Here is a 12,232-nt window from a genome sequence, read left to right as displayed (position 1 = left end):
CTCCATCTTGATTCATCTGAACGCTATCTTATCGTTTTCCGACTTGTATAAATGGGGTTAGTTCAACTTTCCTCCATTTGTAAAACCACTTTTGTGAATTTCTTAAAATCATCAATATGCTTTTCTAAAATGGCTTCTAATATATCAAGCTCTAACGCTTGGTAATCATGTACAGCAATATTACGAAAGCCGACCATGTTCATTAGTGTTTTCGCTAAATTAGAATCAATCAACCCAGCCTCTTGTAATAACTTAAAGCCTTCGCGACTGGCTTTCGGTATGCCAAGCTTACGTTCGCTGACGATATGCATCGCTAAATCGATACTCGCTTCACAAGCGCGTTGAATATTTAAGATGATACTATCTTGCTTTGTGAAATCTGTTAAGTTAGCTGGGTTACCTTCGTACACCTCATGAATACGCTTCACACAACGTTCGATCGTTGTTGTTTTATTTAGAATCACATCATTCATCGCCAAATACACTTCCTCGTTCTTTAATTGCCTCAATAATAGAGGCTCGCTGCTCATTTAGTGTGGCATACATACTGTAAGCGCGCATTTTTTGACGAGTAAATTCGTTATCGTCTTTTATATAAATCGGTACACCTTCAGAAAAAATTTGCATCGTAAATACGGTATCGATTTGTTTAAGATTGACTAAGTCCACTTCTCGACCAGCAATCGCAGCTAAATCGCCAACAAGCGTAAAACGTTCATAGGATGATAGCTTTTGATCGCTAAAATAAGCAAGATCGATATCACTATCTTCGCGTGCAGTCCCTTTTGCGAATGATCCGAACAAAATGATGAAATCGGTATTTAGTTGTTCATTTATCGTATTGATTAATTGCTGCAGGGTAACTTTATTTAGCATGCTATCACCGTCCTTTTCTTCATTATAAAGCTTAGACGAAGAAACCGCACTTATACATGTCATGAAGAAGATTCTGGTGCAAATATAATTTGTTAGAACCATAAAAATCAGAGGCGACAGTTGATTAAATTATCTGTTGCCTCTAGTTCTTAGCAAATATCTTCCCAAATACCCATTTTGGAGCACGAACTGATTGATATTCAAAACTTTTAAAGACACCTATATTTAAAATCGAGATAGTGTGCAATCCCCCATCTCGGTCCATCTGAGCGCTCATTTTATAGCATAGAATGCCCTAAAATAGAATACAAACGAAGTAGAAAAGGATAGAAAAGTTTTGCGTAGAATAGCGCAACATGAAGTGTGAGAGAATGCGAAAGAAACGAATGAAAGAGAAGATAATAGAGATGCTACAAGATATCCCTCTTTACCCTGTACTATGTGTTCCCCAATAGAAGGAGCACCGTATACTAATCCCTCTACCTAACAGACATTATTGAAAAGTAACTCTATTCTGCATCGGAAGTAGCCGGTTCGTTTAATTAATATTTAAATATACGCATGTCAGAGCGCGTTCATATGTTTAATTCTTCCATGCATATTAACTAGAGAATCGAATTAATTGATTAATCGATTATAATCGATTACCATTTATATATACAAATAATCGATAGAGGTGAGAAGTATGCAGATGAAAGAATCACCGACCGTTGAATTTAAACGTGAATTAACAGATGCCGTTAAACGTGAAATCATTGCGTTTGCCAATACACAAGGTGGCGATTTATATATCGGGATTGATGATGATGGGACAATTCTTGGACTAGATCATGCACATAACGTGTTAGAATCCGTTTCAAGTATGCTACATGATAGTATTCAACCCGACATTTTAGTGCACACCTACTTAACAGTGGAAACAATGGAAGAGAAGGAAGTCGTGAAAGTTTCGGTATCACGTGGGACACGTCGTCCGTATCATTTGAAAAGTAAAGGGATGAAGCCATCTGGTGTGTTCATTCGCTATGGGACATCTGTCACCAATGCCTCGGAGGAAAATATTCGTCAAATGATTATGGAATCAGACGGAACGAACTTTGAAACCATGCGTAGCTTACACCAGGAGTTAAGCTTTACGGAAGCCACTGCTGTATTTGAAAAACAAGCACTGAAATTTGGTCCTGAACAGCAGCGTACACTTGGTTTAATCACAGAGGATGGTTACTATACAAACTTAGGTCTGCTTTTCTCGGATCAATGTGAACATACGATTAAATGTGCTCGTTATTTAGGGAATGACAAGCTAGAATTCCAAGACCGTAAAGAATTTAGTGGGTCAATCCTTACACAAGTAGAGCAAGCCTTTGAATACATGAACCTTTACAATGCTAAGTCTGCTCATTTTGAAGGGCTTCAGCGTGTTGAACAAGAAAGCTTCCCATCATACGCGCTACGTGAAGCGTTAATTAATGCCGTAACACACCGAGATTATAGCTTTAGTGGCAGTATCTTAATTCATCTATTCCAAAACCGCATTGAAATCGTATCTGTTGGTGGACTGGTGAAAGGCTTAACAGCAGAAGATATTGAACTTGGTATTTCACAAAGCCGTAATCCAAAACTAGCCAATGTCTTATACCGCTTAAAATGGATTGAAAGCTACGGAACAGGCTTACAGCGTATGATTGAAAGCTATAAAAATCGTCCTGTAAAACCTTCATGGCAAATTGGGCCAAATGCATTTGTTGTGACATTACCTAAAATAACACCACATACACCGACGACCGAAGATGAATTACTGCTCGATTGGTTAAAGAATCATGCTGAATTTACTTCAAAAGAGCTGGAGGTATATTTAGATAAGAGTAAAGGAACTGTCCGAAAGATACTAGAAGAATTAATGCTGAATGGTCGTATCATTCGCATTGGTAGCGGACCAACGACAAGGTATAAAGTAAAGGACTAAACTACGCCTAACTAGAGGAAGTGTAATAAATGATTGATTATATGAAATTTGATGTGATGTGGATGGATGATGTAATTGCTACGGTAGATTTAAAGCCTGCAAATGGCGGAACACCCTACGTTATAAACTACATTACAACCTTTAATAAGCAGTTTTCACCGAACATGGAAGGTCATATTACGTTAGAAGAGCTAGAAAAATGGTTGAAGTGGCGTACGTTCCCCCCTACTCGAGCAAATGCAAAAGAGCTTTTGGAAAGCCTAGGGATGCAAGCTTATAATCGCTGGGGCATTGTGAGACAAACACATGGTGTCATGGCAGATGATGAGATTTGGCTACGGTTTAAAGGGGAAAATTTGTGTCATAAGGATGTTTGTCTGCGAAAAGAACTATATTATCCTGAAACTGTTGAATAAATGAAATGCGTATATAACCCCGTTACCTTTCATGGTGACGGGTATCTTTATTGATTAATCGATTATTAAAAATTAGATCAAATAATCAATAAACAAGGTTAGTCACAAATTTTAATTACTTCAGATTACAACTTCATTCCATTTATCCACCGTTTTATAGACGAATTCAAAGCCCTGCTCAAATCAACGTTTGAGCAGGGCTATTTTAGTTGTTTTTGTCTATTTACTCGTCTATAATTAATATTATATAAAACGTATAGTTATAGACAAAAAGGAGGCTATTTTATGTCTTTTAATGATTTGAAACAATCTATCATACCTGGATTACAATTTGAAAAGCCAAATGTACAAAGTTCCATTTTGAAAATGGACCAAGAAGGATTTTATTATTCAATTGGGCAAAATGGAAATTCAAAAAAAGTAACATATGACGTCCTGGAAAAATGCTATCACCAACTTGAATCCACTAATACATTTAGCAGGGAATGGTTTAATGCAACATTTCCTTCAATTGCTAAAGCAGCTCCATGTAATTTCACAACAATCGGTGGACTATTCCAACACTTCGGATTCGCTGCCTATCAAAAATCTACCTATATTAAAAAGGAAGTGTAGTATATGTCCCGCATCATCGGATACGCCCGTGTTAGCACAGACGATCAAAATTTAGATATGCAAAAAATGGCCATTGAAAAGTACGCCCAGGAACAAGGGCTCGAACTGATTATGTATGTTGAAAAAATCTCCACACGCAAAACAGAAAGAATCGAATTGCAACACGCACTGAAGGCAGCGACAAAAGGAGATCGCTTTGTGGTTTATAAACTCGATCGCCTCGCACGCAGCACAAAAGAGCTTTACCAACTCACAGATGAAATGAGTGCGCGTGGCATTGACTTTGTCAGCATTCACGATCATTTCGATACAACTACCCCTACCGGACGTGCCATGTTTGGCATGCTTGCCGTCTTTGCCGAGTTTGAGCGCGATATTATTCAGCAGCGTACAAAAGCCGGTTTAGAGGCAGCACGAAAACGTGGTCGTCTTGGTGGACGCCCTGCTATCGATGCCGATACAAAACGCCGGATAATCAAACTGTTTGAAAGTGGTGAAAGTGCTACTGATATTGCGAAGGAGTATGGGATTGGGAGAAGTACAATTTATAAAGTATTGAAAGAATTCAATTAAATATCTTATATTATTAATTATACAAAAGGAGTAAACGCCTAAAATCCCAAGGTATTACTCCTTTAAAAGTTATATATCTTTTTTATATCTTCACTTAAATAACTACAAATGATTTATTAATCACATGATTTACAGCAGTTCTCCATTCTTGAACTAAGATTTCTAAAAATGCATCTTCTTTGAAGATTTCATAAAATGCTTTTTGTACTTCCCTTAAAGATTGGTCATATGATATATATTTACAATATGCTTTCTCTAGAATATGACGAATATCAGGATTTTCATAAGATAAACGATATGCAACTGTAATCAATATCGAATAGTATAAAAATACCTTTTCATCTAAATAATTTTTTATCAACACTTCCAAATAGTTCCTTAAATCGTCTGAAGATTGGTTAGAAACAAGCTCTTGTTTATTGAAGAACACTGTAACTTTTTTTAATTCTTCTTCAGTTAAATTAGATGTATCAATTTTTAATGCATTAATTAAAGTAGTTTTCAACTGATTTGATTCAATTACTTTCCTAATTAAACCAGACATATTCAAATTGAAATTTGCATACACTCTTGACCTTGTTTTATGTCCTTCCCCCTGAGATAACTTACGCCAATAAGTAGAAACAGCTCTACCATGATATCTATACTCATTATTAACAATTTTATTATAGTATTCGTCTACATTATTAGGATATTTTATCAATAATTCTCGAATGAACTGAATATTTGGTAAAACTTCCTCTGGCGATAAGACTACGTTAATAATATCTTTATAATAGTTTTTAGGTGTTACAAGTAACGGATGCTCTTGGCCCATTGGTAATAATTTCAACTGACATTCCTTAGCGATTTTATTTACAAAATTATACAATCCCTTTGGTTTAAAACGATTTAACCATTGTTCTTGATCTTTTAAGGCCTTTTGCGTTGGATCAATTTCTAATTCTCTATATCGCAATGATAACCAATGCGTATTAGCTTCCATTGTTTTAAATTTTGCTCTCCATTTTGCAATAGTTTCTTCAACTTCATTAATTACATTTAAAATATGTTGATCATAATCAGATTGAGAAACCGTTAAGCTATCTTTCCTACCATCTATCTTTGCTTCAATTAATTTATCTGCTTTTGTAAATAAGATATATATAGGTTTTTCTGTACCCTTACGCTTTTTTAAGTCTGCTAATTTAGCATGCACTGCTTCTAAACTTGTTTGAATAACATCATCACGCTCTTCTAGGCTGATTAACATAAAAATTGAATCCGAATCAAAATTAAATGCTACTTCTAATGCTGAATTGATATCTTCAGGATCAATTCCTCCTTGTGTAATTCCCATTGTATCTCTAATTGCAAATCGGAATGGGTATTCATCATTATGGACTTCAATTAACTCTGAATGAGGTTTACATGCAAATTTTACATCTTTAACCACTAAACTATAAACAGATGTAGAGTCATATAACTTTGTTAAAAATATTTTTTGCTCATCATTTAAAATCCGATTAGTAATTAATATCTCTTGATTTTCATTTGCTTTAGATTTTGTTAAACTTACTAGTTCTGATTCAATATTCATTTCAACTTCTTTTAGCCAATGTAATAAAGGTTTCTTATCTTCTTCACTAGCACTATCCCATAAATCTTCAAAAACAAATCTTCGAATTTCTTTAAGCGAGATATTCTTACTGTCAATATTTTTCCTACGTTCCGATACTAGCTCACTAAATGATTCTTCAATATGCTTAAGAATAGGACCTAGCGCTTTCACAAGTTCTTCTGTATTCAAGGCATTTTTTATTTGCGAAAGATCATATAAGGCATTTTCTGGTGAGATAATCTTCTCAAGAACTTCCTCATCAAAGCTCTCTATAGAATCATCACTACTAAATCCATTTTCTAAAAATATCTTACAAACGTTTGTTATAATTTCTTGTTGAATCACTTTTAAATCCACACTTTTTTTTTCCAATAACAATGAGAATTCATTTTCATTATCAATACGTGAATCTAATATAAATTGCGTTGATAATTTTGTTGTTTGACTTTTCTCGCCAACCCCTATAGATAAAACAGAAGCAAATTTTGAATTTATTACTGTATTACAAAGCGTAGACTTGCCTGTACCAGTAGGTGCAATTACAACTGTAGACGGTACACTATTTCTCCGTTCAATAGCATCTTTAGAAGAAAATTTAACTTTTTGCATTTTTATAACCTCCAAATATTTGTTTGAATATATATGAGGCTAAACAAAAAGCCACACTGTATAAGCACAGTGTGGCTACTAAGTCCAATTATAAACTGTGCATCATTATCACTTACGGTAGTAGTAAGTAATATAATGTCTTGGTTACACTCAATGCTTTCTTCTTCGTGCATATCTTGCAATAACCTCATCATATATTCTTGTAACATTAATTTACATATAATTAAAATAAATGTCAATATTTTCTTTTTTTAAAAACCTCAAAACAGATTTTACAAAAATCAGCTCTTAGTGAGTGGTGTGGTGGTGCAGGTTTCCACCACGCCAATCGCTTAGAGCTGCACAAGTATGTTAAAACAGCGAGCACAAGCGAGGCATAGCCTTGCTTGCGTAAGTCGTTTTAAAACATACTTGATGTCATTTTTGTCAAATCGCGTGTTAGAACCAGTCACTATTTCGTTCGTTTCAGTATTAAAATCCCTTTTCTTTAGAGGTTTTCCGGGCGCATGTCGCAATCACGTGATGCCATTTCAATTTATTTACCCCTAAGATGAACATCTCCGAGTGCTAGCTGCTTCAATACTATAGAAAACAAAACAAGAAAAATCATATGATAGAATATACTTTAGTATTATTAAATCTATTATAGGGAGTCCTGAAATGAAAAAGAAAATAAACTATCTAGTCTTACTTTTAACACTTATCCTTATGGTTGGTTGTACCGAGGTAGAGGATACATCCGTTACAGATAGCGAAACGGAGTCACAAGAATCAAGCACAGTTGATACGGATGAAACCAGCCAAAAAGAAGAGCCGATCACTACGGATATTGATGATTTAGCAGAAGAAGAAGCAGTAACAAAGGAAACTTCAGCTCAATCAAATGATGAACTGTTCGCAGGATACAATTTGATTGAAGTAGATGGTTGCAACAAATCGGGTCATCGTGAAGCCAAAGTTGTTGTTGATATTGGTTATGGCGAACGTGAATATTGGGCATTTACCAATGAATACGGCCAATTAGTACGTGTCATTGCTGATGAAATTATCCTGCAAGATGATAATAGTGAACGTGTAACATCTCAGGGTAGATATTGTTCTGACGAGGCAAAGGTTCCGGGAGTTGAGCGTTCTGATTTAGATGAAGGGCATGTGATTGCAGATTCTTTAGGTGGCGTATCAAATGCATATAATATCACACCTCAACAGTCTGTACTTAACCGACATGGCGATCAGGCTTATATGGAAGATTCTATCCGTAAAGCCGGCGGGGCTACAAATTTTGAAGCCATTATCACATATCCAAATACGTCAACGCAGATACCTTCTAGTTATCAGTACACGTATACGATAAAAGGTAACAAGGTTGTAGATCAATTTGATAACGTGAACCCTGACGAAGTAAATGCTTCCAGTGGTCTAACAGGTAGCAAACCTTCAAACTCAAACCAAACTAATACCAACGTATCTAATGTAAATCAAACAGGTGATATTTCTAGTGTTGATACAAATGGTAATGGACAGGTTACAATAAAAGAAGCAAAAGATGCAGGTTATAGCATGCCAATAACGCGTGATCACTGGTTATATCCATATATGGATGACCGAGATGGTGATGGTATGGTGGGCGAGTAAGCATCTACCTTGAAGCAAGTAATTCATTTTAAAACAGACTGGATGTCGTTTTTGTCAAATCGCGAATGATCTTCACATCCAGAAATAAAATCCCTTTTCTAAAGGAAGGGGCGCATGCCGTGATAGTCATTCGCTGAAACGCTTTTCTTTAGCGAGTGACGGTGCTGGCTGTTCGTCGAGTGATTTTCTCGACGATCTGCTAGCAATCACGTGATGCCAACATATTTTTATTATCCCTTCTTGAATTCCCCTTCCCTCCAAAATATAGTTAATGTAACAAACTATATCGAGGGGGCATGGTCATTATGAAAAACGGCTATTCGTAATTAGTGGTGAAATGTGATAAGTGATTATTACATTTTACAAAGCATTTGACCGGAATTAATCGATGATTTATTGTCATAAAAAAGGGGTGGTTAATTATGGTAAATTTTACTTTCAAAAAAAGAAAAGAATTGCTAGAGCTTCTTACAGAACAACAACGGGAATTTATTGAGGAAAATTTGAAAGTCGGACGAAAAACGTTATTTATGAGATTCATGCAGTCTGAAAAAGTAAGCGTTATAAAAATGACCGATGATATTACATTAGAAGAAATTGAAAAGCAATCGCAGGATTGGAAGATTGTTGACTATCGTGATTATGGTTTAGGCAATCGCGCAGGTAAATGTGCTTGTGGCAAAACATTACGATATGAGTTTATAGTTGAACATGCTATTACTAAAAAACGCATTCATTACGGAAAAGATCATTTAGCTGATTTTTTAAATATCGATGTGTCGGATATTGACGCAATCATTAACGGCTTGCATGAAGTAAACTATGAAGCAGATGAACTGCTATTAAAGATACAAAACAACGAATATGGTTATGAGATAATAGAGTTATTATCGAATGAAGTAGTCATCCCAACAGATGTCCAAGTGCATTTAGACCACAATGTGCCGTTATTAGATCGTCAAATAAAGCGGTTATTAAAAATGTTAGAGGTTCAGTATTTGGAAGAGCAACGGCGAACACAATTTGAAAAATTCAAACAAATTATGGAGAACGTAAAAAAACAAAAATATAAGGATAAACTTGATGTTGTTCAATCTGTGAATGAACAATTTATTTTCACGAATAAATTAACAACAGTTGATATTGCAGAAATAGCTTATCAGTTTGTCGTAAATGGTATATCAAGTGCAACAACCATTAGCCATATCATCAGAGACCATTATAATGTACCAAAAGAATATTCAAAGAGCGTTAGTCGTAGACCAAGAATTTATGCCGATGTGTTACGTGCGCTACATTCATACGCAGAAAAAGGATTAATTTATCACGACAAAGAATCTTCTGGAATTAAAGACAGCTATTTCTTCCCTAGTCCTTTATAAGTAAGAAGCTTTATTAACAGTTTCTAATGTACGTAAATTTTAATACGCATTTTGAAAAAATTGTTTAATAGAGAAAAGTAAAATCAAGGGCATTCCACTATTTATTACGAATGCCCTGAAAAACTTCTTCACATTAGCGCAGAGTGGAAAAATACAGAAAATTAATATTTAGAATAGAAAAGAGTAACGAAGATTATCATAGAATAGGAGGTCGAACAATAGAAAAATCCCGCTTATAAACGGGATTCATCTAGTTTAATAGGCGGATCTAATTAATTTTATTGCCTTATATACATTTTTAAAATAATTATGGATTGCTTCTTTTGATATGATTCGATTAGATCCATCAATCGGCGTTAATCCTACGCGCGCTTTTACCCAGGGGCCTTCAATGTGGCTTAACTTTTCTAAATACTGAGCATCGAAATGATGATATTTGTCCCATACCCAATCTAATATAGCTTCTTGGTACGACAATAAACCAAGTTCTACTATGTTTTTATTTACTGGTGGCAATGGATTAGCGCCAAGATGCTGATGCTTATGATAGGATTCATGGATAACTGGACCATGACGCCAAGCTTCAAAATCATTAGATATTAAAGGTTCATCTGTAAATGCAAGATGCCAACCTTGCGTAAAATAGGAGAGATTTTGTAGCTTTTTATTTGTTATAAGTGTATCGTATTCATTCTTCGATTCTTCATATCCTCGTATAATAAAGTATTCTTCCATTACTTGATATGGAATCATTGATATTTCTTCCGCCCTTTTTAGTTCAGGAAATTTCAATGGTGTATCTGTTGTCGTTAAAATCTTTTCCATTCTAAGTGCCTCTAATAAAAAATCTAATCTCTCTTTTAAAGTAAAGTATTCACTTTCTTCTAACTTCGCTTTATTTTTTTCAACATATTGGACCATAATTGTAGGATTTCGTAACAAACGAAATGTCATCTCATGCTGTGGTGTCTGAATGGCACCCTTTTCATATTTTGTAATGGTTGCAGGACTACAACCAATTATTTTCGCAAATGTTCTTACCGTAATTTGATATAGTGCAACACGGATATAACGGAAGTCTTCGGCTAATAAAAGTTCATTTTTTTCTTTATATACTCTATACGCCTGCTGTAAATTCATCGAGTACAGTTCGTCATCGGGGACATCCATCCCGCATTCGGAACAAATATAGATTTTAGCATCATAAGTAATATCTATGTTATGAAGCGTCTGTGTTCTTTTCTGGGTAGTAATGGTGACTTCTCGATCTTCGCAGCATTCAAGACAGAACTTTTTCATCTTAGTGCCTCCTCGTATATGTATAGCGGAACTCCATCCCCCCCTTATGCAAGAGAGGGATTGATTAGAGAATCAGCTTTGTAGAGTGATACACAAGCAACAAAATCCGTTGCATTCAGTTTGGCGCAGCAAATTTTTATATAGACTCCAACCGGCTTTCCAGCAAAATCTTGCAGTCGTTTACCCAAAAACCACACACCGCCTTTTTAAAAGCTTCCGACAATTAGTACTTGTATTTATTTCTGGCCCACTTGAATAATTTTCAAGATTTAGTTGGCGAATAACATTATAAATTTTATGGAAATCAGTAAAGGCTAATTAAGCTATTAATTGAGTGGTTGGGTGGTCCTCACGCTCTTATATAGCTTGTATTCGTATGTTTCAGCATCGGGAGTCAATCATTTTCAATACTCTCCCTCTGCATGGCTAACAAATTAGCTGTAGTCTATGAATTTAAAAGAGGAGCCATCGCACAAATACTTTCTCTATCTATGGATAATATTACAAACACACCTGTTATCCATCGATAACAAATTATATCATATAACATCTGTCACGTATTGCAATCATAGAAGAAACACAATAGAGAAGCACTCAGACGATTGAAAAATTGAGATAGTAATTACTCCCCTATCTCGATTCGTCTGAGTGCTAATTTTTATAATCATTTATCTCTCCACGCATAGAATCTCGTAGAATAGAATACAAATAAAGTAGAAAAGAATAGAAAAGTTTAGCCTAGAATCGAATGAAATGGAGTGTGAAGGAATGTGATCGAAATGAATGAGATGAAAGAAAAGATAATCGAGTTACTGCAGGATGACCCTCTTTATTCTGTACTACAAGATACCCCACTAGAAGAAACACTATATACCGATCCCTACCTAGCAGACATTATCGAAAAGAAGTTTTATTCCACGCCTGAAGTGGCCGGCTGGTTTGACATAACAGATGGACAGCTACGTTACTATATCAAGCCGTTTGAACATTATATTTTCGACGATACAACAGACAATCCCACGACTGCGACTATTATTCGGTTGAATCTCAAATCGATTTTAAAACTCCGGATGATTTTATTATTAAAAGATGAGTATCGCGTAAAGGGCCTGAAGCGCTTACTTGGCATCGATGAAAATGGCTATATCGTCAAACAACCACCCGCTGCCACAACAGCACTGGCACCACCAGATGAACTCGCCAATAAAGTAGACGTGCTCAGTAATGTCCTGCAGCAAATGATGCAAACCGGGCTCTTTCA

At 35.5% G+C, this 12,232-nt stretch carries 10 protein-coding genes and 1 pseudogene; 7 read left to right on the top strand and 4 right to left on the bottom strand.

Features of this window, described 5'->3' with window-relative positions; translation table 11 throughout:
• Positions 1 to 62 precede the first annotated feature (62 nt).
• On the bottom strand, positions 63 to 473 hold the full coding sequence (hepT, locus tag AC3II9_RS09640; RefSeq protein WP_391374947.1) for a type VII toxin-antitoxin system HepT family RNase toxin: 411 nt from the start codon (positions 471 to 473) through the stop codon (positions 63 to 65).
• Entirely contained in the window at positions 466 to 876 is a 411-nt protein-coding gene (mntA, locus tag AC3II9_RS09635) for a type VII toxin-antitoxin system MntA family adenylyltransferase antitoxin (protein ID WP_391374950.1), read from the bottom strand. The genes hepT and mntA overlap by 8 nt, the downstream gene beginning before the upstream one ends.
• 685 nt (positions 877 to 1,561) lie before the next feature.
• Between mntA and AC3II9_RS09630 the strand changes: the two genes are divergently transcribed.
• From AC3II9_RS09630 to AC3II9_RS09615, 4 genes are all read left to right on the top strand, one after another.
• Complete coding sequence (locus AC3II9_RS09630) at positions 1,562 to 2,842, top strand: RNA-binding domain-containing protein (protein WP_391374953.1); 1,281 nt, start codon at positions 1,562 to 1,564, stop codon at positions 2,840 to 2,842.
• A 29-nt stretch (positions 2,843 to 2,871) separates the two neighbouring features.
• A complete protein-coding gene (locus AC3II9_RS09625) occupies positions 2,872 to 3,258 on the top strand; it encodes a hypothetical protein (RefSeq protein ID WP_489155168.1) in 387 nt (128 codons plus the stop codon).
• A gap of 285 nt (positions 3,259 to 3,543) precedes the next feature.
• Positions 3,544 to 3,873, top strand: coding sequence for a hypothetical protein (locus AC3II9_RS09620; RefSeq protein WP_391374958.1), 330 nt, complete (start codon positions 3,544 to 3,546; stop codon positions 3,871 to 3,873).
• Between the two features lie 3 nt (positions 3,874 to 3,876).
• Positions 3,877 to 4,446, top strand: coding sequence for a recombinase family protein (locus tag AC3II9_RS09615; RefSeq protein WP_391374960.1), 570 nt, complete (start codon positions 3,877 to 3,879; stop codon positions 4,444 to 4,446).
• A 94-nt stretch (positions 4,447 to 4,540) separates the two neighbouring features.
• On the opposite strand, the gene AC3II9_RS09610 is transcribed toward AC3II9_RS09615, so the two are convergent.
• Positions 4,541 to 6,655 carry a hypothetical protein gene (locus tag AC3II9_RS09610; RefSeq protein WP_391374963.1) on the bottom strand — a complete coding sequence of 705 codons (2,115 nt, stop codon included), beginning with the start codon at positions 6,653 to 6,655 and terminating at the stop codon, positions 4,541 to 4,543.
• A gap of 660 nt (positions 6,656 to 7,315) precedes the next feature.
• On the opposite strand from AC3II9_RS09610, the gene AC3II9_RS09605 reads away from it, so the two are divergent.
• Positions 7,316 to 8,290, top strand: coding sequence for a DNA/RNA non-specific endonuclease (locus tag AC3II9_RS09605; protein ID WP_391374965.1), 975 nt, complete (start codon positions 7,316 to 7,318; stop codon positions 8,288 to 8,290).
• A 422-nt stretch (positions 8,291 to 8,712) separates the two neighbouring features.
• Complete coding sequence (locus tag AC3II9_RS09600; RefSeq protein WP_391374968.1) at positions 8,713 to 9,672, top strand: hypothetical protein; 960 nt, start codon at positions 8,713 to 8,715, stop codon at positions 9,670 to 9,672.
• A gap of 255 nt (positions 9,673 to 9,927) precedes the next feature.
• Here the strand turns inward: AC3II9_RS09600 and AC3II9_RS09595 are convergent, their stop codons facing one another.
• The gene (locus tag AC3II9_RS09595) at positions 9,928 to 10,971 is read right to left on the bottom strand and encodes a type II toxin-antitoxin system antitoxin SocA domain-containing protein (protein WP_391374970.1); all 1,044 of its coding nucleotides are present in this window, start codon (positions 10,969 to 10,971) and stop codon (positions 9,928 to 9,930) included.
• Positions 10,972 to 11,750: 779 nt separating this feature from the next.
• On the opposite strand from AC3II9_RS09595, the pseudogene AC3II9_RS09590 reads away from it, so the two are divergent.
• Positions 11,751 to 12,232: pseudogene (locus AC3II9_RS09590) on the top strand (hypothetical protein); the annotation flags it as partial.

It is taken from the genome of Lysinibacillus sp. RU7, assembly GCF_057837305.1.
The sequence above is the reverse complement of the archived record's forward strand: the minus strand, read 5'-3'. Positions and strand labels throughout refer to the sequence as shown.

Coding starts and splice junctions, on each gene's coding strand:
- hepT (WP_391374947.1), bottom strand. CDS start 473: ATGAATGATGTGATTCTAAATAAAACAACAACGATCGAACGTTGTGTG.
- mntA (WP_391374950.1), bottom strand. CDS start 876: ATGCTAAATAAAGTTACCCTGCAGCAATTAATCAATACGATAAATGAA.
- AC3II9_RS09630 (WP_391374953.1), top strand. CDS start 1,562: ATGCAGATGAAAGAATCACCGACCGTTGAATTTAAACGTGAATTAACA.
- AC3II9_RS09625 (WP_489155168.1), top strand. CDS start 2,872: ATGATTGATTATATGAAATTTGATGTGATGTGGATGGATGATGTAATT.
- AC3II9_RS09620 (WP_391374958.1), top strand. CDS start 3,544: ATGTCTTTTAATGATTTGAAACAATCTATCATACCTGGATTACAATTT.
- AC3II9_RS09615 (WP_391374960.1), top strand. CDS start 3,877: ATGTCCCGCATCATCGGATACGCCCGTGTTAGCACAGACGATCAAAAT.
- AC3II9_RS09610 (WP_391374963.1), bottom strand. CDS start 6,655: ATGCAAAAAGTTAAATTTTCTTCTAAAGATGCTATTGAACGGAGAAAT.
- AC3II9_RS09605 (WP_391374965.1), top strand. CDS start 7,316: ATGAAAAAGAAAATAAACTATCTAGTCTTACTTTTAACACTTATCCTT.
- AC3II9_RS09600 (WP_391374968.1), top strand. CDS start 8,713: ATGGTAAATTTTACTTTCAAAAAAAGAAAAGAATTGCTAGAGCTTCTT.
- AC3II9_RS09595 (WP_391374970.1), bottom strand. CDS start 10,971: ATGAAAAAGTTCTGTCTTGAATGCTGCGAAGATCGAGAAGTCACCATT.